General features: G+C 54.5%; 18 protein-coding genes. 12 read left to right on the forward strand and 6 right to left on the reverse strand.

From position 1 onward, the window contains the following. The first annotated feature begins 119 nt into the window (after positions 1 to 119). The 8 genes from C8N40_RS05910 to ilvA all read left to right on the forward strand — a co-directional run bounded on the left by C8N40_RS05910 (position 120) and on the right by ilvA (position 10,205). Complete coding sequence (locus tag C8N40_RS05910) at positions 120 to 1,250, forward strand: DmpA family aminopeptidase (RefSeq protein ID WP_108210852.1); 1,131 nt, start codon at positions 120 to 122, stop codon at positions 1,248 to 1,250. Beyond that, the gene (locus C8N40_RS05915; RefSeq protein WP_108210853.1) at positions 1,240 to 2,088 is read left to right on the forward strand and encodes an aminotransferase class IV; all 849 of its coding nucleotides are present in this window, start codon (positions 1,240 to 1,242) and stop codon (positions 2,086 to 2,088) included. Before C8N40_RS05910 ends, C8N40_RS05915 begins: the two co-directional genes overlap by 11 nt. A 460-nt stretch (positions 2,089 to 2,548) precedes the next feature. Continuing rightward, positions 2,549 to 3,430 carry a branched-chain amino acid transaminase gene (locus tag C8N40_RS05920; RefSeq protein WP_108210854.1) on the forward strand — a complete coding sequence of 294 codons (882 nt, stop codon included), beginning with the start codon at positions 2,549 to 2,551 and terminating at the stop codon, positions 3,428 to 3,430. Between the two features lie 275 nt (positions 3,431 to 3,705). After that, positions 3,706 to 5,427 (forward strand): dihydroxy-acid dehydratase, encoded by a 1,722-nt coding sequence (gene ilvD / locus C8N40_RS05925; protein ID WP_108210855.1) that lies wholly within the window; start codon positions 3,706 to 3,708, stop codon positions 5,425 to 5,427. Then, positions 5,387 to 7,123 (forward strand): biosynthetic-type acetolactate synthase large subunit, encoded by a 1,737-nt coding sequence (gene ilvB, locus C8N40_RS05930; protein WP_108210856.1) that lies wholly within the window; start codon positions 5,387 to 5,389, stop codon positions 7,121 to 7,123. The genes ilvD and ilvB overlap by 41 nt, the downstream gene beginning before the upstream one ends. Positions 7,124 to 7,146: 23 nt before the next feature. Continuing rightward, positions 7,147 to 7,755 (forward strand): acetolactate synthase small subunit, encoded by a 609-nt coding sequence (gene ilvN / locus C8N40_RS05935; RefSeq protein ID WP_108210857.1) that lies wholly within the window; start codon positions 7,147 to 7,149, stop codon positions 7,753 to 7,755. A 129-nt stretch (positions 7,756 to 7,884) separates the two neighbouring features. Next, positions 7,885 to 8,925 carry a ketol-acid reductoisomerase gene (ilvC, locus tag C8N40_RS05940; RefSeq protein WP_108210858.1) on the forward strand — a complete coding sequence of 347 codons (1,041 nt, stop codon included), beginning with the start codon at positions 7,885 to 7,887 and terminating at the stop codon, positions 8,923 to 8,925. An 8-nt stretch (positions 8,926 to 8,933) separates the two neighbouring features. After that, positions 8,934 to 10,205: a threonine ammonia-lyase IlvA gene (ilvA, locus tag C8N40_RS05945; protein WP_108210859.1), complete on the forward strand. Its 1,272-nt coding sequence runs from the start codon at positions 8,934 to 8,936 to the stop codon at positions 10,203 to 10,205. A gap of 98 nt (positions 10,206 to 10,303) precedes the next feature. Here ilvA and C8N40_RS05950 read toward each other — a convergent pair whose 3' ends face one another. Further along, positions 10,304 to 11,860, reverse strand: coding sequence for a protein adenylyltransferase SelO (locus C8N40_RS05950; RefSeq protein WP_108210860.1), 1,557 nt, complete (start codon positions 11,858 to 11,860; stop codon positions 10,304 to 10,306). Positions 11,861 to 12,133: 273 nt separating this feature from the next. Here C8N40_RS05950 and C8N40_RS05955 point away from each other — a divergent pair, with 273 nt between their 5' ends. The 3 genes from C8N40_RS05955 (at position 12,134) to C8N40_RS05965 (ending at position 13,988) form a co-directional block, all read left to right on the forward strand. Continuing rightward, positions 12,134 to 12,349: a hypothetical protein gene (locus tag C8N40_RS05955; protein ID WP_108210861.1), complete on the forward strand. Its 216-nt coding sequence runs from the start codon at positions 12,134 to 12,136 to the stop codon at positions 12,347 to 12,349. A gap of 292 nt (positions 12,350 to 12,641) precedes the next feature. Continuing rightward, entirely contained in the window at positions 12,642 to 13,571 is a 930-nt protein-coding gene (locus C8N40_RS05960) for a 2-hydroxyacid dehydrogenase (RefSeq protein ID WP_108210862.1), read from the forward strand. A gap of 3 nt (positions 13,572 to 13,574) precedes the next feature. Beyond that, positions 13,575 to 13,988 carry a VOC family protein gene (locus tag C8N40_RS05965; protein ID WP_108210863.1) on the forward strand — a complete coding sequence of 138 codons (414 nt, stop codon included), beginning with the start codon at positions 13,575 to 13,577 and terminating at the stop codon, positions 13,986 to 13,988. A 51-nt stretch (positions 13,989 to 14,039) separates the two neighbouring features. Here C8N40_RS05965 and C8N40_RS05970 read toward each other — a convergent pair whose 3' ends face one another. Both C8N40_RS05970 and C8N40_RS05975 read right to left on the reverse strand, forming a co-directional pair. Further along, positions 14,040 to 15,437, reverse strand: coding sequence for a TonB family protein (locus C8N40_RS05970; protein WP_108210864.1), 1,398 nt, complete (start codon positions 15,435 to 15,437; stop codon positions 14,040 to 14,042). After that, complete coding sequence (locus tag C8N40_RS05975; protein WP_108210865.1) at positions 15,424 to 16,023, reverse strand: RNA polymerase sigma factor; 600 nt, start codon at positions 16,021 to 16,023, stop codon at positions 15,424 to 15,426. Before C8N40_RS05975 ends, C8N40_RS05970 begins: the two co-directional genes overlap by 14 nt. A gap of 97 nt (positions 16,024 to 16,120) precedes the next feature. Between C8N40_RS05975 and C8N40_RS05980 the strand changes: the two genes are divergently transcribed. Then, positions 16,121 to 17,983: a vWA domain-containing protein gene (locus C8N40_RS05980; RefSeq protein WP_108210866.1), complete on the forward strand. Its 1,863-nt coding sequence runs from the start codon at positions 16,121 to 16,123 to the stop codon at positions 17,981 to 17,983. Between the two features lie 150 nt (positions 17,984 to 18,133). Here the strand turns inward: C8N40_RS05980 and C8N40_RS05985 are convergent, their stop codons facing one another. The 3 genes from C8N40_RS05985 to C8N40_RS05995 form a co-directional block, all read right to left on the reverse strand. Beyond that, positions 18,134 to 18,571, reverse strand: coding sequence for a hypothetical protein (locus C8N40_RS05985; protein WP_108210867.1), 438 nt, complete (start codon positions 18,569 to 18,571; stop codon positions 18,134 to 18,136). Between the two features lie 86 nt (positions 18,572 to 18,657). After that, positions 18,658 to 20,016 (reverse strand): sensor histidine kinase, encoded by a 1,359-nt coding sequence (locus C8N40_RS05990; RefSeq protein WP_108210868.1) that lies wholly within the window; start codon positions 20,014 to 20,016, stop codon positions 18,658 to 18,660. Beyond that, positions 20,006 to 21,364 carry a sigma-54-dependent transcriptional regulator gene (locus C8N40_RS05995; RefSeq protein ID WP_108210869.1) on the reverse strand — a complete coding sequence of 453 codons (1,359 nt, stop codon included), beginning with the start codon at positions 21,362 to 21,364 and terminating at the stop codon, positions 20,006 to 20,008. Before C8N40_RS05995 ends, C8N40_RS05990 begins: the two co-directional genes overlap by 11 nt. Between the last annotated feature and the right edge of the window lie 145 nt (positions 21,365 to 21,509).

Genomic DNA, 21,509 nt, shown 5'->3' on the forward strand with positions numbered 1-21,509 from the left:
GGATGTCATTTATACTTTCAAGTATAGGTGACATCCTTTCTGTGTTTACTTTGAAGCACCTATAGCATTTCTGCCACAGCCTCTCTATATTTAGGCAGTGCCATATTCGAGAGCTGCCCATGAGATTAACCTTTATACTTATACTTCTGATGGTGATGTACACTCAGGCCTGGGGTCAGGGACGAAAGCGCGTCCGGGAGTATGGCGTGAAAGTCGGGGTGCTGCCAACCGGAAAGTATAACACGATAACTGATGTGGCCGGTGTTACCGTAGGACACACGACGCTGCTTGAGGGCGAACACATCCGCACGGGCGTAACGGCCATACTTCCCCACGAAGGCAACGTGTTTCAGCAAAAGGTGCCGGCTGCGGTGCATGTGGGCAACGGCTTTGGCAAACTGGCGGGCAGCACACAGATAAAGGAACTGGGTAACCTGGAGTCGCCTATCATACTGACCAATACCCTCGGAGTCGGAACTGCCATGAATGCTGTGGTGGGTTATACGTTACAGCAGGCCGGAAACGAGCAGGTGCAGTCGGTGAACGCGGTGGTGGGAGAGACTAACGACGGCTACCTGAACGACATCCGGGGCAGGCACGTACGGGAGGAGCATGTGCTACAGGCCATACAGCAGGCTAAAACAGGGGCAGTGCAGGAAGGGAACGTGGGGGCAGGCACCGGAACAGTGTGCTTCGGCTGGAAGGGCGGCATCGGTACTTCTTCCCGCAAGTTGCCGGAGAGCGCGGGCGCTTACACGGTGGGCGTGCTGGTGCAGACCAACTATGGCGGCGTGCTGCAGGTAAACGGCGTGCCGGTTGGCAAGGAATTGGACCAGTATTTCATGAACCAGCAAATCAAGGACAGCGCCGACGGCTCCTGCATGATCATTGTCGCGACCGATGCGCCGGTGGATGCCCGTAACCTGGAGCGGATGGCCATGCGCGCCATGATGGGACTGGCAAAAACCGGAGGCATTGCCTCCAACGGCAGCGGCGACTATGTGATCGCCTTCTCAACCAATCCCGAATTGCGCGTCCCTTATACTTCCGAAGAGAAAACACAGGCAATTCCCATACTTCGTAACGATGAGATGTCGCCGCTGTTTATGGCTGTGATAGAGGCTACGGAAGAGGCTGTTCTTAACTCGCTGTTTATGGCAGAAGACATGACCGGAAAAGAAGGGCGGAAAGTAGAGGCGCTGCCGCTGAAAAAGGTTCTTAAGCTGTTAAAGAAATACAATGCAATCTAATCCCAACTTCGCCTACGTGCGCGGCCAGGTGCTGCCACTCGAGCAGGCAACCCTGCACATCAGCGATCTATCTATCCAGCGCGGCTACGGTGTGTTCGACTATTTCAGGGTGTTCCATGGCAAACCTGTTTTCCTGGATGATTACCTGGAGCGTTTTCATGCCTCGGCGGCGGCCATGAACCTGGAAGTTCCTGTACCGGACTCAGTGCTTCGGGAAGCGATAGACGAACTGATCCGGCGCAACAACCTGCCGCTGTCCGGCATGAAAATGATCCTGACGGGTGGCTACTCGGAGAATGGGTACGATCCAGCCGAAGCCAGCCTTATCATACAGCAGCAACCGCTCATCCTCCCAGGTCCGGAGATGCTGGAGCAGGGCATCAACGTCATCACCCACGAGTATGTGCGGGAGGTGCCGCGCGCCAAAACGATTAACTATACCATGGGCATCCGGCTGATAGGGGAGATCCGCAGGCGTGGGGCCAGCGACGTGCTCTACCAGCAAAACGGGGTGGTCTCGGAGTTTCCGCGCTGCAATCTCTTTATCGTGAAGCAGGACAACACGGTGGTAACGCCTGCCGATAACGTGCTGCTCGGTGTAACGCGCAAGAACGTGCTGGCGCTGGCCGGTAAGAAGTATAAAGCTGCAGAAGGCACGGTAACGCTGGAGGATGTGTACGGGGCAAAAGAGGTTTTCCTGACCAGCACGACCAAGCGCATCGTACCTATTGTGCAGGTGGATGAGCGGGTGATCGGGAACGGAAAGCCGGGAGAGGTTACGCTCTCTCTGTTGCAGGACCTGGTGCAGTTAGAGGAGGAAAAAGGGGCGAGGATGTAAGTATAAAGTATACTTCAGAAAGTATAAACCGCTTTGGCAACCCTTGTAAAACAAACGATTGCGTAAAAAATAATTTAGATTTGTCTTGCATTTTTAGTTTCAGCCTTTACTTTTGCAAGCAACAAACACAGTAAAAAAGACAATGCATCAGCTCATTCTATCCATTTCTATTATTATTCGCGTGGTCCTTCCGCGCGGGGTAGAGGTGGTATGCTGATTCTGAAATAGAACCTATAGTTTAAGCTAACGCAGCCATCTCCCCCAAAGGAGGTGGCTGTTTTTGTTTTATATAAAAAGTAAGAGATTATGTTTTTAGGGCTCCTCCTAGTCATTATTATTCTCATTTATCCTCTACCGCCGGGTTGAAGGAATGGCCTTGTATTCTCTGATGCGCCTTTCTGACTGCCCGGTTAGAAAGGCTTTTTTGTGCACAATTATCTAACCTTACACACTTAAAACAATGTATTTCAACAGCGACACACTCGTTTACCTCGACGGAAAATTTGTAAAGGCAAGCGATGCCTCCTGCTCCGTTTATGCCCAGACCCTGCACTACGGCTACTCTGTTTTCGAAGGAATCAGATCTTACAAAACCCCCAGCGGAACGCAGATTTTTAAGGCAAAGGAGCATTACGAGCGCCTTCATTTCTCCTGCCAAACCGTGGGGCTACCGCTCAACTATTCTGTGGAAGAGCTCACGGAGCTGACTTACCAGGTGCTGGAGCGAAACAACCTGCAGGATGCCTACATCCGCCCGCTGGTGTATGCCGCTACGCCTAACATGAGCCTGACTGCGGCGCAGGAGAGCAACGTGCTTATTGCCGCCTGGGAGTGGGGCAAGTACCTGGGCGACAGAACGCTGCGCGTGATGGTTTCCCCCTACGAACGTCCTAACCCGAAGTCGGTGCCGGTAGAGGCCAAGGTGGCCGGCCATTACGTTAACTCGACCATTGCCTGCTCCGACGCCAAGGCCAAAGGCTACGACGAGGCCCTGCTGCTGGACATGAATGGTTTCGTGGCGGAAGGCCCTGGAGCGAACTTTTTCTATGAAAAGGACGGCGAACTGTTCACGGCTCCTCCCGGCAGTATACTCCGCGGCATTACGCGCAACACCATCATCGACTTGGCCCGCGAGGCAGGCATTACGGTACACGAGAAATTCTTTAAACCCGACGTGCTGCAGGAGGCGGACGCCGCCTTTATGACCGGCACAGCCGCGGAAGTGGTGGGCGTGCAGTCCATCAACGAGCGCGTGTTGCCGAAGCCATATGAGGAAAGTATAGGCGCGTTTCTGGGCAAGCGTTACTCCGAACTAGTAACCGGAAAGCTTGTACTTGCCTAAGCAAATGTTGCTGAAAAAGTATAAATCCGCAGGTTAGAGATGGTAGCTGTGTGTTTCTATACTTATTGATTTTCAGTTATTTATACTTTGAAAGCCTCGCATCAGAAAGTATGGAAGTGGCGAAAGATTGCCCTGGCCGGCGGAAAAGATACCTGAACTTGCAGAGCATTAGCCATAGGTAGCCTGAGAAAGGCGCCCTGGCAACACCTGATTAACCTGTGGCAAGAGCCGCTCCTCCAAAGGGGCTTTTGCTTACCTCTAACCACCTTAAAACAATGGCATTAAACAAATACAGCCGCATCTACACCCAGGACGAGAGCCTTCCGGCCTCACAGGCCATGCTGATTGGATCCGGCCTCTCAGAAGAGGACCTGCGCAAGCCTTTCGTAGGCATCTGCTCAACGGGCTTCGACGGAAATACGTGTAACATGCACCTCAACGCACTGGCCGATGAGGTAAAGCAGGGCGTGAACCAACTTGGAATGGTAGGACTGCGCTTCAACACGATTGGCGTGAGCGATGGCATCACCAACGGCACACCGGGCATGCGCTACTCGCTCGTGTCCCGCGAGGTGATCGCCGACTCTATCGAAACCATCACCGGGGCGCATAACTACGACGCCCTGGCCTGCGTGGTAGGCTGCGACAAGAACATGCCCGGTTCCCTGATGGCCATGGCCCGCCTGAACCGTCCGTCGCTGATGGTGTATGGCGGCACGATAAAGGGTGGCGATTTTAAAGGTCAGAAGCTTAACATCGTGTCCTGCTTCGAGGCCTACGGCAAAAAACTCAACGGCGCCATCTCCGACGAAGACTACAAGGGCATCATCCGCAATGCTTGTCCGGGCCCGGGTGCCTGCGGCGGTATGTACACGGCCAACACCATGGCGTCAGCTGCTGAGGCGCTGGGCATGTCCATCCCTTTCTCTTCTTCTTCCCCGGCCATTAGTGCCGAGAAGAAGCAGGAGTGCCTCACCACAGGCCAGTACCTGCTGCGCCTGCTCGAGCGCGACATTAAGCCAAGGGACATCCTGGTGCGCGAAGCTTTTGAGAATGCGCTGGTGCTGATAACCGTACTCGGCGGCTCAACCAACGCTGTACTGCACCTGATCGCCATTGCGCATGCCGCCGGTGTGAAGCTCACGCTGCAGGATTTCCAAGAAGTGAGCAACCGGGTGCCGGTGCTGGCCGACCTCAAGCCAAGCGGCAAGTACCTGATGGAGGACCTTTCGGCCCTGGGTGGCGTGCCTGCCGTGATGCGCACTTTGCTGGATGAAGGCCTGCTTACAGGTGATTTGATGACTGTAACCGGGCAGACCGTGGCCGAGAACTTGGCCGACGTGAAGCCGCTGGGCGAGGAGCAAGATCTCCTGCGTCCGCTATCTAACCCCATCAAAGCAGACGGCCATATCCAGACCCTATACGGCAACCTGGCGCCAAGAGGGGCCGTGGCCAAAATCTCGGGTAAAGAGGGACTTATATTCGAAGGACCAGCCATCGTGTTCGACTCTGAGGAAGAGTTAAACGAGGGCATCACACTGGGCAAGATCAAGCCGGGTCATGTGGTCGTCATCCGTTACGTCGGTCCGAAGGGCGGGCCGGGCATGCCGGAAATGCTCAAGCCAACCTCTGCCATTATGGGAGCCGGCTTAGGCGACAAGGTGGCCTTGATTACGGATGGTCGCTTCTCGGGCGGCACGCATGGGTTCGTGATAGGCCACGTTTGCCCGGAGGCATACGACGGCGGCACCATCGCGCTGGTGGAAAACGACGACCTGATTACGCTGGACGCCACTACCAACTCCATCCACCTGCACGTGGACGATGCCTTGCTCGAGCTGCGCCGCGATAAGTGGCAAAAGCCAGCCTCGCAAGTACAGCAGGGCGTGCTGCTAAAGTATAGACGCACGGTAAGCGACGCAAGTCACGGATGTATCACTGATTTAGAGGAAACACATGTTAACGAAAGAGAAACCGGCACCAGCATCATCGCCTAAGCAGGCCCAAACAATCACCGGGGCAGAAGCCCTTATACTTGCCCTGCTGGAGGAGAAGGTAGATACTATTTTCGGATATCCGGGCGGGGCCATCATGCCCGTGTATGATGCCCTGTATGATTACACCGACAAGCTGAACCACGTGCTGGTGCGTCACGAACAGGGAGGCATCCATGCAGGTCAGGGCTATGCGCGCTCCTCAGGCAAAGTGGGAGTGGTGTTCGCCACCAGCGGACCGGGTGCCACCAACCTGGTAACGGGACTGGCTGACGCGCAGATCGACAGCACGCCGCTGGTGTGTATCACCGGCCAGGTGTTCGCGCATTTGCTTGGAACAGATGCTTTTCAGGAGACCGATATCCTCAACATCACCACCCCGGTAACCAAATGGAATTACCAGGTAACGGATGCCAGCGAGATTCCGGATGTGTTGGCCAAGGCCTTTTACATTGCCCGTAGCGGACGTCCGGGACCGGTTCTGATTGACATCACCAAAAACGCGCAGCTGCAAACTTTTGATTTCACTGGATACCAGCCCTGCAAGCATATCCGCAGCTACAGGCCCAAACCCACGGTAAGGCACGAGTATATCCAGCAGGCGGCCGAGCTGATCAACCAAGCCCAGAAGCCCTTTATACTTTGGGGACAAGGCGTGATGCTGGGCTCAGCCGAGCAGGAGTTCAAGACCTTTGTGGAGAAAAGCGGTATTCCGGCTGCCTGGACCATTATGGGCGCAGGTGCTTTGGCAACCGACCATCCGCAAAACGTGGGTATGCTGGGCATGCACGGTAACTATGGCCCCAACGTGCTCACCAACGAGTGCGACGTGCTGATTGCCATCGGCATGCGCTTCGATGACCGCGTAACCGGTCGCCTGGACAAGTATGCCAAACAAGCCAAAGTGGTGCACCTAGACATCGACCCGACCGAGATTGGCAAGAACGTGCCGGTAGCCGTGCCGGTGTGGGGCGATTGCAAGGAAACGCTTCCGCTGCTGACCGAGCTGGTGGAGGCAAAAGACCACCTGGAGTGGCTCGGGAAATTCCGAAAGTATAACGACCAGGAAATAGAGGCGGTGATACAGGACGAGCTTTTCCCAACATCCGAGGAAATGACGATGGGAGAGGTGGTGCAGCAACTGAACGAACTCACCTCCGGCGATGCCATTGTGGTGACGGATGTAGGGCAGCACCAGATGGTAGCCTGCCGCTACGCCAAGCTCAACCATACCCGCAGCAACATCACCAGCGGCGGCCTGGGCACGATGGGCTTTGCCTTGCCGGCCGCCATTGGCGCCAAGTTCGGAGCGCAGGATAGAACCGTGGTGGCTGTGATCGGCGACGGCGGATTCCAGATGACCCTGCAGGAATTGGGCACTATCATGCAGACGGGGGTGGATGTGAAAATTCTGATTCTCAACAACCAGTTCCTGGGCATGGTGCGGCAGTGGCAGGAGCTCTTCCACGAGCGCCGCTACTCCTTTGTCGCCATCGCCAGCCCGGACTTTGTGAAAGTAGCCAGCGGCTATGGCATCAGCGGCAAGAGCGTCAGCAAACGCGAAGACCTGAGAGGCGCGCTGCAGGAGATGTTGTCGCATAAAGGCTCCTTCCTACTGGAGGTGATGGTAACCAAAGAGAACAACGTGTTCCCGATGGTGCCGCAAGGGTGTAGTGTTAGCGAGATCAGGCTGAAATAAGAGCCGCATAAACAAGTATAAGTATGCGTAACGAGAACCATACCGACAAGCAGGAGTTCAACATCACGGTTTATACCGAGAACCACATCGGGCTCCTGACCCGCGTTGCCATCATCTTCTCCCGCAGGAAGATCAACGTGGAAAGCCTTAATACCTCGCCTTCCGAAATTGAGGGCATCCACCGCTTCAACATCGTGATCACGGAGACGGCGGAAGTGGTGCGTAAAATAGCCGGTCAGATTGAAAAGCAGATAGGCGTGCTGAAAGTATACTTCAACACCAACCAGGATGTGGTCTGGCAGGAGATGGCTTTGTATAAAGTGCCTACCGATGTGATTGCCGAGCGCGCCATCGTAGAGCGCCTGCTCCGGGAGAACGGCGCCCGGGCCGTGGTGATCCGGAAGGACTATACCGTGTTCGAAACCACCGGCCAGCGCGAGGAGACAGACAACCTGATTAAGGTGCTGCAGCCGTACGGACTCATCGAATTTGTGCGCAGCGCCCGCATCGCCATCATCAAAGACAGCGACGGCTTCCACCGCAAACTACAGGAGTTTGAACAAAGCGAGCCCCACGACGAGGTGGTGGAGAACGAGTACCTCAACAGCCGCGAGAAAGTCTTCACGATGTAAAGTATAGACAAAAGAATTTTAGACAAAAGACAAAGGAAGTGGCAAAATGCAGCTCAACAAGTCTTTTGTCCTTTGTCAAGTAATCCTTAATCAATAAATAAAATCAACCTTAAAACAAATTAAACTAAAATGGCAACTATCAATTTTGGAGGAGTAGACGAAACCGTAATCACCCGCGATGAATTTCCACTTGCTCAGGCAAGAGAAACACTGAAAGACGAAGTAATCGCCGTTATCGGATATGGCGTGCAGGGCCCGGGCCAGGCGCTTAACCTGCGTGACAATGGCTTTAACGTAATCGTTGGTCAGCGAAAAGATTCTGCCTCCTGGGAGAAAGCAAAAAGCGACGGCTGGGTGGAAGGCGAAACCCTTTTCTCGATTGAGGAAGCGGCAGAGCGCGGCACCATCATCGCCAACCTGCTCTCCGACGCCGGTCAAATTGCCGTGTGGCCAACCCTGAAAGAGAGACTCAAGCCAGGCAAGACCTTATACTTCTCTCACGGCTTCGGCATCACGTTTAAAGAGCACACCAGCATTGTGCCTCCTGCCGATGTGGATGTGATTCTGGTAGCACCTAAAGGAAGCGGCACGAGCCTGCGCCGTTTATACTTAGCCGGCGGTGGTCTGAACTCTTCGTTTGCTGTGTACCAAGATGCGACGGGCAAAGCGTATGAAAAAGCGATAGCCATGGGTATCGGCGTTGGTTCCGGTTACCTGTTCGAAACCGATTTCCAGAAAGAGGTATTTAGTGACCTGACCGGTGAGCGTGGTGTGCTGATGGGTGCCCTGGCCGGTATCATAGAGGCGCAATACCAGGTGCTGCGTCAGCGTGGACACTCCCCATCTGAGGCTTTCAACGAAACGGTAGAAGAGCTGACCCAGAGCCTGGTGCCACTGGTAGGAGAAAACGGCATGGACTGGATGTTCTCTAACTGCTCGGTTACAGCCCAGCGCGGCGCCCTGGACTGGAAAGGCAAGTTCAGAGAGGCTACTCTGCCGGTATTGAACGAGTTGTATGACAGCGTGGCTTCCGGCAAAGAGGCTGAGCGCACCATCCAGCGCGGCTCTACTCCAGGTTACCGTCAGGAACTGGAGGCAGAACTTTCAGAACTGCGTGAATCAGAATTATGGCAAACAGGAGCCACGGTGCGTAAGCTCCGCTCCAAGTAAGAAGTAGTATGGATAAAGATGTAGCTTTAGAGTATACCGTCGTGGCCCTGGAAAGGGTGCAGCGGGCGGCAATGAACCTGCGGGGTGTGATTTACAAGACGCCCCTGTTGCAGAACCACTGGCTTTCCCAGACCTATGGTGCCGACATTTACCTGAAACGCGAGGACCTGCAGATTGTGCGGTCTTACAAAATCAGGGGAGCATACAATAAGATTTCGACGCTTCCGGCCGAGCAAGCCGCGCGTGAGATTGTGTGCGCCAGCGCCGGTAATCATGCCCAGGGAGTAGCCTACGCCTGCCAGCTGCTCGGTATTAAAGGCTACATCTTTATGCCTGCTAACACCCCTGCCCAAAAGGTCAGCAAGGTGCGCCTGTTTGGGAAGGAAATGGTAGAAGTGGTGCTCACCGGCAATACCTACGATGAGGCCTATGCCGCCGCCAAAGAGCTCTGCGATAGCCGCAGCGCGACCTTCGTGCACCCTTTTGATGATATAGCCATTGTAGAAGGGCAAGCCACTGTAGGTCTGGAAGTACTGCAGGATGCCCACTTCTCCATCGACTACTGCTTTGTGCCGATAGGCGGAGGCGGTTTGGCCTCTGGCGTGGCCAGCGTGTTTAAACAACTGAGTCCCAAAACGAAAATCGTGGGTGTGCAGCCAATGGGCGCTCCCTCTATGTATAAATCCATCCGGGAGGATAAGCGGCAGGCGCTGGAAAGTATAGAGAGCTTTGTGGATGGCGCTGCGGTAAAGTGCCCCGGCGAGTTGACCTTTGAGCTATGCCGCGAGCTGCTCGACGACATCGTGCTAGTGCCGGAGGGCCAAGTATGCGTAGATCTGCTGAAGATGTATAACGAGGAGGGGATTGTGCTGGAGCCCGCCGGAACCCTCACCGTTTCAGCGTTACACGTGTACGCCGACAGGATTGCCGGAAAGAAAGTAGTCTGCGTCATCAGTGGCAGCAACAACGACATCACCCGCATGGAAGATATCAAGGAGCGGGCCATGCAGCACCAGGGGCTCAAGCACTACTTCATGGTGACGTTCAACCAGAAGCCCGGCGCGCTGCGCACCTTCGTAAACAAGGTACTCCATTCTGGCGACGACATCATTCACTTCCAGTACATCAAGAAGAACAACAAGGAGAAAGGCCCTGTGTTTGTAGGTATTGAGGTAAAACAGCCGCATGACGTGGAGAATATCAAGCTTCGGATGGAAGAAGAAGGCTTTGCTTACGAGTACCTGAACGGGAAGCAGGATTTTCTGAATTTGTTGGTGTAGGAGGTACTTTCAAAGTATTAAATAGCATCAAACTTAAAGTATAAAAGCCGCTGCAGATTAGCTTCTGCAGCGGCTTTTATACTTTAATAGCAAGTTATCTACGAACTACAAGACAGCATCGAACACCCGGCTTTCTGCGTTGCCCAACCCGGGCGGGTCTCAAAGAACTCGTCATACTTATTGGAATATGGCTCTTTCAGGGCTTGCTGCAGTTTCTCAAATAATTCAGTCTCGCCTTTCTCCAGCCCTTCTATGGCCTGGTGCAACAGGTAATTGCGAAGTATAAACCGTGGGTTGGTTTTGCGCATCAGTTCCTGCGAGTCCTGCCGTGTGATGGTGTTTTTGTTCAGGCGCTCCAGGTAAGCGGTAATTAAAGTATAAAGCTGCGCGCTTTGCTCTTCGGTCAGGTCCTCGTACAGGCTGTCCTTAAAGTATGCGGCCACCTCTGATGTGCTGCCCATGTAGAGCGGCAGGTCGATGAGGAGCTGGAAGAAAATCGTCATGTCGGGCTTTACGTCGGCCAGTGTGTTCTCAAACTGGCTGATCAGATCCGTGTCACCGCTTTTCAGTTTGTCCAGACCCAATTTGTTGCCCATCATGGTGTAGTACTTGCGCCAGTATACTTCCTTGTAACTCTCCAACGCTGGCAGCAACAGGTCCTTCTCCACCAACGGTAGGAGAGCAGCAGCCAGGCAGCCCAGGTTCCAGTAGGCGATGCTTGGTTGCCTGCCGAAGGCATAGCGGCGGCCGGGCAGGTCGGTGGTATTGGGCGTAAAGTCGGGGTCGTAGTCATCCAGGAAAGAATAGGGGCCATAATCGATGGTGAGGCCAAGTATGGACATGTTGTCGGTGTTCATCACCCCGTGCACAAAGCCCACGCGCTGCCACTCCACCACTAGGCTGGCCGTGCGCTCGATTACCTCCTTAAACCAGGTAATTACTTTGTCCTCACCCTGAATGTGCGGGTAGTACCTGGAGATGGTCCAGTCCACTAGCTGGCGCAGTTGCTCGTGCTCCTTGCGGGCGTTGAGCAGCTCAAAGTTGCCGAAGCGCAGGAAGCTTGGGGCCACACGCATCACAATGGCACCGGGTTCGTAGGCGGCGTTGCCGTTGTAGAACATGTCGCGCAGCACGGGCTCGCCGGTGGCTACCAGGCTCAGGGCGCGGGTGGTGGGGATGCCCAGGTAATGCATGGCCTCGCTCATCAGGTACTCACGCACCGAGGAACGCAGCACAGCGCGGCCATCGGCGCGGCGAGAGTAGGCGGTTGGCCCGGCACCTTTCAGCTGCAGTTCCACCGTTTTGGCGTCAGGAATTTGCCATTCGCCCAAGATGATGGCGCGGCCGTCGCCCAGCTGCCCGGCCCAGCTGCCGAACTGGTGCCCGGCGTAGCAGGCAGCGTAGGGGTACATGGCCTCGGTCACGTGGTTGCCACCCAGTATATCGAGCTCCTGCTGCTCCTCAGGTTTTTTAATCCCCAGTTCTGCGGCCAACTCACCGGACCAGGCTAATAGCGTCACTTTTTCCACGGGCGTGGGAACGGCTTTGCTGTAGAGCTTACCTGGTGTCTGGCGCGGGTTCAGGTCGCCGCTGTCGTCGCCGGGAAAGGTGCTGACAAATTCTTTTGTATAGTTTTCGGAGCGAAGGCTCTTCATATAGTATCCGATTAAATGAGGTAATTACTCCGATAGACACCGGGGCTCTGAAGGTAACAAGTATGAGGCGGAATTAGTTAACTTTTATACTTTTTTCACACCTGAAGCGGTAGCGGCCAGGGTGCCAGATGAGCCATGTATAACAGTCCTCAGCAAAATTGGCAGAGTGTAAAGTATAAATTCAGGGGGAGGAGCAAACTTAGGTTAAGTACGGTATATCTATTCTTCATTTTACGCCGTATGCAACTAACAGAATTAAAATGAGACGACACCATGGATAATACACTTGAAAACACCTCTTTCCGCAACCTATTGCATAACCCTTCGCAGTTGGCCGACATTATCAAGGATCCGACCAAGGGACTGGACTTCTATAAGGGACTATCGGTGAAGGAGCAGCAGTACCTGCTGTTTGCCGCTGCCTTCGGTTTGATTGGCTACGCCATCTACCTGGGCAGGCAGGAAAAGCAGGTGGATACATCCTCCTAAACCCTATGTAAGTGGCTGCGTATAAGAAGTATACATCTTTTATTTTCGACAGACAGGTGACAAGCCTGATGAAAGCTTGTAGAAGCTTTGCGAAGTAACGTACATAGTGTGTTCGAAAATGCAAAGAGAAAAGCCTGCCCTGGGTATCTACTCAGGGCAGGTTCTTTTTTGCCTAAGACATAGCTTCTTTCCTGTTTTAGGGCGTACATGCCGGTTTTTTATAGTATAAGTCGTAACTTAGAGACAGTGGCTACCACTATATGTTTACAGCCGTTGATACCTTAACTGATCTATGCCTATTACAATCTTAAGCCAGGGAAGAAACGTCGAGCCCTGGGTGAAAGCACTTAAAGAAAAAAAGCCGGACCTGGACCTGCGTGTCTACCCGGAAGACCAACCACGCGAGGAAATCACCTTTGCGCTGGCCTGGGGACACCCGCTGGGGGCGTTCCGGCAGTACCCTAACCTTACCTGCATCTCCTCGCTCGGAGCCGGCGTGGACCACATCCTCAAGGACCCTGATATTCCGGAGCAGGTACAAATTGCGCGCATCAAGGACGAGGACCTGACCAGCGACATGGCCAACTTTACCATGGCCCTGGTGCTCAACCATCTGCGTGATCTAAACACGTATAAAGCCGCTGAGGAAACCCAGAATTGGAGTCCGATCAGGTATAAACGGAACAAAGACGTTACGGTGGGCGTGATGGGAATCGGCACGTTGGGCAGCGCCGTCGCGCAGCGCCTGAGCAGCATTGGCCTCCGGGTGACGGGCTGGGCCAACTCAGCCAAGCAAATCGAGGGTATCGGCGTATACGCGGGCGCCGGGGAACTTGACGCTTTCCTGAACGCTGCGGATGTGCTCATCTGCCTGCTGCCGCTCACGCCTGATACGGCTAATATTCTCAACAAAGAGAACCTGCTGAAGCTGCCCAAGGGCGCATTCCTGATTAACGTGGCCCGGGGCGAGCACCTGGTGGAGGAGGATTTGCTGGAGTTGCTGGAGACGGGACACCTGTCGGGGGCCAGCCTGGACGTGTTCCGGGAGGAGCCACTGCCGGAAGGACACCCTTTCTGGTCGCACCCCAAAATCAACGTGACGCCGCACATTGCCAGCGTCACCAACCCCGAGTCGGCGGTAGACCAAATTCTGGAAAACTACGACCGCAACCAGCGCGGGGAGGAACCCCTAAACCTTGTTTCACGAGCCAGAGGATACTAACACATGAACCCTTTTCACTACGCCTTTAAAATTAAGGACATCGCGTCCACCCGTCAGTTTTATGTAGATATCCTGGGTTGCCGGGAGGGCCGCAGCTCCGAGCATTGGATAGACTTTGACTTCTTCGGCCACCAGCTTTCGGGCCACGTGTCGGACAACATTCCGGCGCTGGACTATTGCGGAAAGGTGGACGGTGTGAGCGTGCCCGTGCCACACTTTGGCTGTATCCTGACCTACGAGCAGTTTGAGCAGGTGCAGCAGAAACTGCAGCAACACGACATTAAATTTGTGGTAAAAGCACACACGCGCTATGAGGGGCAGGTAGGAGAGCAGCGCACCATGTTCGTGCTTGATTTGAGCGGCAACCCGCTGGAGTTTAAAGCTTTCAAGAATCCGGACGAAGTGTTCGCCTCTTAAATAGGCATCCATAATTATAAAATAGCCCTTATGCCTGCGCAGGTGTAAGGGCTATTTTTTGAACTGTATTGTAATTTTTACCTCCTGCGGTACTGCCTGGCCATTTTGCGTGGCAGGTTTCCAATTGGGGCCTTCCTGCACCAGGCGCAGCGCCTCCGCATCGCAGGCAGCACAAAGGCTCTTTATCACGCGCAGGTGCTGCGGCCTGCCGTTGGTTGCTACAGTAAAGGCTACCTTTACCTTTCCCTGCTCCGGCACAGTTCTGCTGTTATCGCGGAGGTACTTTTTATACTTGTGCATGCCTGCTGCGGGCCTTGCCGGTTCTGTTTTCGGAGCGGCTGCAGTGCCGTACCCTGTCACCACCACCTCGCTCAGGGCGCGTTGGTCCGGCGCAAGCGTGATGTTCGCGGAAGTATCGTTTCCGGACAGCGCTCTTTCTGCTGTTTCATAGCCGATGTAGCTGAAACGCAAGGTTTGATCTCCTGCTGGCACTGGCAGGCTATACTTGCCCGCAGCATCGGTGGTCACGGCGGCTGTCTGGTTTTTCAGCGTTACCACCACTCCCGGCAGCGGCTCGCCTTCCGGCGACAGCACCTGCCCGGTGATTAGCTTTTGGTTCGATGTATTCTCAGGCCTAATAGTATTAATCCCTCTGATAGTTACTCCCGCTGCTTTACCTGTCAGCGCCCGGGAGACGTCCGTTGACTCCGGCGCGAGTGCCATGGTAGGCAGTTGTTCTTTCGAAATAAAGATTTCGGAGGAATCAAACCTTATAGGCTTGCTTTCCACTACATCATCAATGCCTGCCAAAAAACTTCGATCTGGTGGAGTTTCTTCTGCAAACCTTTCAATATCCTCCGCCAATAAGTAACAAATAACCTCTCCTTCCTCCAGCATCTCCTGGTTATACACTTTTTCCGCATCCTGTTTTACAACCGGGGAAGTATACTTTCTTCCGAGCACTACGGCTGCTATACTTGCCCCAGGAACCTGCGCTACTTCAGCGCTATCAGGTACGGTGGCTGCTGTAGAGGGTGGGGAAGGCGTGACTGTTGGCGCTGCGGCAGGCTTCACAACGGTTTCTTCCTGTGCCATCTCCGGCCCCGGCTGCTGCGAAGTATAATTATAGTATAGCACCAGTATAGCCGAGGCGGCAAGTATAAGTATAGCCGCAGCACGTTGCCAGTATCCAGGCAATACGCGCTTTTTCCCCTGCTTTACCCGGGCACTGATGCGTTTGTTGATATCGGCTACGGCAACACGGGTCTGCTGCACGTCAGCGGCGGCCATGCCTTCGAGCACGTCTGCGCACAGGGGACAGCCCAGCAGGTGCCGTTCCAACGGGTGGTGCAGGGCGGGGGGCAGGTCCCCGTGCTGGTACTGCCGCAGCAGCTCCAGCGAAGGGTGGTCGCCGTCTGGCCAAAGTATGTGGTGCTTAGCGCGTGGCATGGTGCTTTTCCATGTAAAGTTTAAGGTTGCGTTTTCCGTTCTGGATGTAGCTTTTTACTTTGCTCAGTTCGTAGCCCGTCAAGTCAGCAATCTCGGCATAGCTTTTCTGCTGCAGGTAAAACAGGTCGATGCAAGTGCCCTGTTCCGCCGGCAGTTGCTGCAGGGCCTTTTGCAAAAGCTGCTCAGTTTCCTCGGTCTGCTCTGCCTCTGTAAGATGCAGCGGCTCGTGGTTTTCCATAAGCGGGTGCGCTGTATCTTCCTTGTACGTGCCGGTTGCTCCTTTTTGCGCGCGCAGCTTCATCAGGCAATGGTGTTTGGTGGTGGTGTAGAGCCAGCTTTTAAAGTTACTTACCTCGTGCTGTAGCAAGGCGCTTGCCAGGTGCTCAAACAGCTGCATGGTGGCGTCCTTACTCTCTTCCTCGTCCTTCAGGTATTTCAGGCAAACCAGGTATACCATCTCCGAGTGGCGTTGAAAAAGCTCGCCCAAGTGTTCCAAGTCCCCGCTCTGCCGGTACAGGCGCAGCAACTCCGCATCCGGGGGAGGCGGCTTGGCGTTGGTGAACAGCTTGAGGAAGAAGGGCAGCATCAGGAGGATTGTTTCCTAAAGAAACTAAATTTTTTTCAGACCGACTTATGGAAAAGCTGTGGCGACTGCATCCTATAGGAAACAAACGCACAAAGCCATGAAAAAACAACTCTACACTTTGCTGCTGGCCCTGCTGATGCTGGGGCTGCACGCGCATGCACAATCCGTTACCGTAACGGGCACCGTCACCGATGCCGCCAACGGAGCTCCGCTGCCAGGAGTATCCGTCCTACAGAAAGGAACAAATTCAGGTGTCGCCACAGACAAATTTGGCAAGTATAGCCTGCAGGTAAGCAGCGAGCAAGCCATACTTGTTTTCCGGTTTATCGGCTACCAAACCAAGGAAGTGAAGGTCGGAAAAAGGCAGGTGGTGGATGTGCAGCTTCAGGCTGATATTCATACTTTACAGGAGGTAGTGGTGACAGAATCTGTCAATGCTAAAGGTATAAGGTTGAGAGGAGCTGTCGCGGCCGGTGTTACAGAACAGAAGCACACCAGTAACTATGTTGTCTACGACCAGGAGGTGCTGCACAACACGGAGAATTACAGCCAGATACAGGAGAGCAGGTTTCAGGACGCCAAAAAAGCTCCGCTTTCCACCTTCTCCATCGATGTGGACCGTGCCTCTTACAGCAACGTGCGCCGCTTCCTGCAACAGGGGCAAAAGCCGCCGGTAGACGCTGTGCGCATCGAGGAAATGGTAAATTACTTCACCTACAATTATCCGCAGCCAACCGGCGAGGCGCCCTTTGCCGTGTACACCGAACTCTCCCAATGCCCCTGGAACAAAGAGAACCAACTGCTGCACATCGGCTTGCAGGGCAAGGAGATTGCAACCGATAACCTGCCGCCTTCCAACCTGGTGTTTCTGCTGGATGTGTCCGGTTCCATGGCCTCGCCAGACAAACTGCCGCTGCTCAAGTCCGGGCTAAACCTGCTGGTAGACCAGCTGCGCCCGCAGGATAAGGTAGCCATTGTGGTGTACGCCGGTGCCGCCGGGCTGGTGCTGCCCTCCACCCCCGGAAACCAGAAAGAGAAAATCTGGCAGGCTTTGGATAAACTGGAAGCGGGAGGCTCCACGGCCGGTGGCGCAGGTATAAACCTGGCCTACCAGGTAGCGCAGGAGCAGTTCATGAAAGGCGGCAACAACCGGGTTATCCTAGCCACCGATGGTGACTTTAACGTGGGCGTAAGCAGCGATGGGGCCTTGAACCGGCTGATTGAGGAGAAGCGCGAAACCGGCATTTTTCTGACGGTGCTGGGCTTCGGAACCGGCAACCTAAAAGACTCCCGCATGGAACAACTGGCCGATAAGGGCAACGGCAACTACGCCTACATCGACAATATCCTGGAGGCGAAAAAAGTGTTCATCAATGAGTTTGGCGGCACCCTGTTCACCATCGCCAAAGACGTAAAGCTGCAGTTGGAGTTTAACCCTGCCAAAGTAAAAGCGTACCGCCTCATCGGTTATGAAAACCGCACCCTGCAGAGCGAGGATTTTAACGATGATAAAAAAGATGCCGGAGAGCTGGGAGCCGGCCATACCGTCACGGCCCTTTACGAGATTGTACCGGTTAACGCTAAAGGGACTAAAACAGCCCCGGTGGATGAGCTTAAGTATCAGCAGTCGCAGCTAAACAAGCAGGCCACGGACACAGACGAACTCCTGACGCTGAAGCTGCGCTACAAGGAGCCGGAAGGCAGCAAAAGCCAGCTCATTACCACCACTGTCTCGGGCAAAAGCACGGTGCAGCCTGGTCTGACCTCTGATAATTTTCGTTTTGCAGCGGCAGTAGCTTCTTTTGGTATGCTGCTCCGAGATTCAGAATTTAAGGGAAATGCCACCTACGACCAGGTGCTGGAGCTGGCGCAAAGCGCGTTAGGCAACGACGCGGAAGGCTACCGCGCAGAATTCATCAAGCTTGTAAGATCCAGAACACTGCTGAGCGACCGGCGTTAAATCCTTGCCATCTGTATACTTCAAGGGCAGCTTACAAGATGTAAGCTGCCCTTGCGATGGTGTTGAAAGTATAAAAACGGCCGCTGCGCCTGCTACTAAGTATAAAGTATAGCAGGCGCAGCGGCTGTTTCAATCAAAACAAAGTATAAACTACCGGCCTTTTCTGCCACGGCCTTTCTGCTGCTGCTTTTTCTGTTTGATGTGCTCTGCCTTCAGTTCCTTAAACTCCTCGTTCGACACCGTTACCGTGTAGTAAAGCGAGGACAGAATCGTCACATCCAGGTCGAAATCGTATTCTATACTTAGCGAGAGTTGTTTGTCCGGGTTCAGCACGTACGCATCGTCCTCTTTATCATACACCTCAAACTCATACTCGCCTTCCTCCAGCAGCGGGTTCTGAATGCGGGCCAGTTGGTCGCCGGTGATCACAATCGGTTCGGTCAGTTCTATTTCCAAATCAAAGGGCTGAATAAAACGGCCGTCCTTTTTATGGGTGATATACTCTACCTTGCTGATGTGCAGGGCGATGTCCTGGTTCTTGTTCTCGCGGCTATACTTGATGTCGTTGATGTTTCCGATCAGCTTCATATACTTCTGTGCTTTGCTGGTGCAAAGGTAGTTAATAAAGCAGGACGATGCAGGTATAAAAGCGGGCGCTGGAAAGTATAAATCGATTACCGGTTACGCGGAAAGCGCAGCAGAAAAGCGGTGCCCACACCCTCCGCCGACTGCACCTGAATGGAGCCTTGATGCAGCATGAGGATCTGTTTGCACAAACTCAGGCCGATGCCGGTGCCGTTTTTGCGGGTGCTGAAAAACGGGATAAAGATCTTTTCCTGCACCTCCCGCGCCATCCCAATGCCGTTGTCCTCCATCTTGACAAACGTATTCTCTCCGGAAGTATAAGCCGATAAAACAATAGCCGGCACCGGCTCGTTTTTCACCGCCTCGATGGCATTTACCAGCAGGTTGATGAGCACCTGGTCGAGCAGGTTCTTGTCGGCTTGCAGGCGTATGGCCGGATCATCCAGCATGATCTCCAGCGAAATGTTTTTCTGAGCCAGGGTAGGGTGCATGAGGTGCTCCAGGTTTGTGAACACTTCCTGCACCGACACATCGGCCACGTTCAGCTTGGTGATGCGGTTCAGGTTGCGGTATACTTCGGCAAAGCGCAGCAGGCCCAGGCTGCGGTTTTTGATCGTGCTCACGCTCAACTCAAAATCCTCCATGTCGTGCGCTGAGGGGCCAGTGGCGGCAGTTTCGTGCAGGCGGGTCTTCAGGGTGTCGGCCAGCGAGGCGATGGGGGCCACCGAATTCATGATTTCGTGGGTGAGCACGTTCAGCAGCTTTTGCCAGGCCCGGGATTCGGTTTCGTCCAGCGCCTCGCTCACGTTCTGGAAGGCCACCAGTTTATAGGTACGGTCCTCGCTGCGGAACGCCGTGGCCGAGAGCAGCACTTTCAGGGTGCTCTTCTCGAAATTCGATGTATACGCGGTGGCAATTCTGGATCGCCCGGGTTGCAGCTCCTGCACGGCCCGGTACAGCTCCTCGTCCCTTTTCTCCAGGTGGTGGATCGTTTTCATGTAGGGCAGGTGCAGGAGCTTTTTCAGCGAGTCGTTCAGCAGCACCACCTCGCCGCTTTCGACGTCGTACGACAGGATACCGGTATCGACCAGTTCCATAATCTTCTGCAGGTGCAGGTGCTGGCTTTCCTTTTCCTTGTTTATACTTTTCAGGGTGGAGTTGATCTCGTTAAAGCCCTTGTGAAGCAGCTGCAACCTGGCGTTCGGGTACTGCTCGTTGTAATACCGGGAGAAGTCGCGGTAGTGCACCGACTCGATAAACTGGCTCAATTCGTCCTGCGCCTTCCGGACGTAGCGGACCAGGTCAACGACCTGGTAGACGATGAGGGGAAGTATAAACACCAGCGCCTCCGACCAGCCGTTCAGGATAACGATCGCCGGCGTGCTCAGGGTGAGCAGGAGCAGGAGTACCCGCCACGTGATGCTCCAGTCCAGTTGCTTAAAGCCCATACTTGCCTAATCGTCGGTACAGGGAGGTGCGCGTGATGCCCAGTTCTTTCGAGGCCCTGGTCAGGTTGCCGCCGTGCTTCTGCAGCACCCGGTTAATGGTGGCCCGCTCCAGTTCCTCCAGGTTGCTCTCCTCCGTTAGCTTTTCCTCCGCAGGCGCCGTCTCGATAGGAGAGAAGAGGATGTCATCGGGCTGCAGCACGGGGCCATCGGCCATGATCACGGCGCGCTCCATGGCATACTGCAGCTCCCGCACGTTGCCCGGAAAGTGGTATTGCAGCAGTTTCTCCTGGGTGGCTTTGCTCAGCTCCGGCACCGGCTTCATGTACTTGTCAGCGTAAACGGCAGCGAAATGGTTGGCCAGCAGCAGCATGTCCTTGCCCCGTTTGCGCAGCGGCGGTATGGTGATCTCCACCGTGTTGATGCGGTAGATGAGGTCTTTGCGGAAGCGAGACTCGTTGGCCAGCTCAGCCAGCGGCACGTTGGTGGCGCAAAGCAGACGCACGTCAATGGGGATGGGCTCGTTGGTGCCCAGGCGGATGACCTGCCGGTTCTGCAGCACGCTGAGCAGCTTGGCCTGCTGGTGCAGCGAAATGTTGCCAATCTCGTCCAGGAAAATCGTGCCGCCGCTGGCTGCCTCAAAGCGTCCGGGCCGGTCCTCGCGGGCGTCGGTAAAGGCGCCTTTCTTGTGCCCGAACAGCTCACTCTCAAAAAGCGACTCGGTCAGGGCACCCACATCCACTTTCACAAAAGGCTTGCTGGCGCGGAGGGAGTACTGGTGAATGGCCTGAGCTACCAGTTCCTTGCCCGTGCCGTTCTCCCCCAGAATCAGGATGTTGGCGTCGGTAGGGGCTACTTTTTTGATCTTCAGGAAAATATCCTGCATCGCCTCCGACTCGCCCAGCAGCTCTGAGCCAAAAAATTGCGCCGTGTTTTTTGCCGCGCTGGAAGCATCGCCCATGCTTTTCTTTCCAACGGCATCGGCCAGTACCGTGAGCAGCTTTTCGTTGTGCCAGGGCTTTACCACAAAGTCGGCGGCGCCTTCCTTCAGGGAGCGGATGGCCAGGTCAATGTCGCCATAAGCCGTGATCATCACCACGGCCACTTCGGGTTTTAGCTCTTTTATTTTCCGGAGCCAGTACAAGCCCTCGTTGCCCGTGTTCAGCGCGCTCTTAAAGTTCATGTCCAGCAGGATAAGGTCGAAGGGCTGTTGCCGGAGCAAGCCAGGCAGTAGGTCGGGGTTTTTCTCCGCCACGATATCCCGCACGTGAGGCCGCAGCAGCAACCGTACAGCGGTCAGCACATCTGTATCATCATCAACAACCAGTACGGAAGCCTTTTTTAACTGCATAGCTGTAAGATTATAGTGCCTAAATAAACTATAATTGTGCCATTGATGCAAAGCCTTAAATCTGAGCCGCAAGACCAATAGCCACTATCCTGTATGCGTGCGAATTCGCACACTTGTTGCGCGATTCTGCACAGGGCCAAAGTAT

This window comes from Pontibacter mucosus, from assembly GCF_003054055.1.
In the GTDB taxonomy this organism is placed as follows: Bacteria; Bacteroidota; Bacteroidia; order Cytophagales; family Hymenobacteraceae; genus Pontibacter; species Pontibacter mucosus.

Excerpts from the sequence above, each read along its gene's own strand:
- C8N40_RS05910 (WP_108210852.1), top strand. The coding sequence starts at position 120 with ATGAGATTAACCTTTATACTTATACTTCTGATGGTGATGTACACTCAG.
- C8N40_RS05915 (WP_108210853.1), top strand. The coding sequence starts at position 1,240 with ATGCAATCTAATCCCAACTTCGCCTACGTGCGCGGCCAGGTGCTGCCA.
- C8N40_RS05920 (WP_108210854.1), top strand. The coding sequence starts at position 2,549 with ATGTATTTCAACAGCGACACACTCGTTTACCTCGACGGAAAATTTGTA.
- ilvD (WP_108210855.1), top strand. The coding sequence starts at position 3,706 with ATGGCATTAAACAAATACAGCCGCATCTACACCCAGGACGAGAGCCTT.
- ilvB (WP_108210856.1), top strand. The coding sequence starts at position 5,387 with ATGTTAACGAAAGAGAAACCGGCACCAGCATCATCGCCTAAGCAGGCC.
- ilvN (WP_108210857.1), top strand. The coding sequence starts at position 7,147 with ATGCGTAACGAGAACCATACCGACAAGCAGGAGTTCAACATCACGGTT.
- ilvC (WP_108210858.1), top strand. The coding sequence starts at position 7,885 with ATGGCAACTATCAATTTTGGAGGAGTAGACGAAACCGTAATCACCCGC.
- ilvA (WP_108210859.1), top strand. The coding sequence starts at position 8,934 with ATGGATAAAGATGTAGCTTTAGAGTATACCGTCGTGGCCCTGGAAAGG.
- C8N40_RS05950 (WP_108210860.1), bottom strand. The coding sequence starts at position 11,860 with ATGAAGAGCCTTCGCTCCGAAAACTATACAAAAGAATTTGTCAGCACC.
- C8N40_RS05955 (WP_108210861.1), top strand. The coding sequence starts at position 12,134 with ATGGATAATACACTTGAAAACACCTCTTTCCGCAACCTATTGCATAAC.
- C8N40_RS05960 (WP_108210862.1), top strand. The coding sequence starts at position 12,642 with ATGCCTATTACAATCTTAAGCCAGGGAAGAAACGTCGAGCCCTGGGTG.
- C8N40_RS05965 (WP_108210863.1), top strand. The coding sequence starts at position 13,575 with ATGAACCCTTTTCACTACGCCTTTAAAATTAAGGACATCGCGTCCACC.
- C8N40_RS05970 (WP_108210864.1), bottom strand. The coding sequence starts at position 15,437 with ATGCCACGCGCTAAGCACCACATACTTTGGCCAGACGGCGACCACCCT.
- C8N40_RS05975 (WP_108210865.1), bottom strand. The coding sequence starts at position 16,023 with ATGCTGCCCTTCTTCCTCAAGCTGTTCACCAACGCCAAGCCGCCTCCC.
- C8N40_RS05980 (WP_108210866.1), top strand. The coding sequence starts at position 16,121 with ATGAAAAAACAACTCTACACTTTGCTGCTGGCCCTGCTGATGCTGGGG.
- C8N40_RS05985 (WP_108210867.1), bottom strand. The coding sequence starts at position 18,571 with ATGAAGCTGATCGGAAACATCAACGACATCAAGTATAGCCGCGAGAAC.
- C8N40_RS05990 (WP_108210868.1), bottom strand. The coding sequence starts at position 20,016 with ATGGGCTTTAAGCAACTGGACTGGAGCATCACGTGGCGGGTACTCCTG.
- C8N40_RS05995 (WP_108210869.1), bottom strand. The coding sequence starts at position 21,364 with ATGCAGTTAAAAAAGGCTTCCGTACTGGTTGTTGATGATGATACAGAT.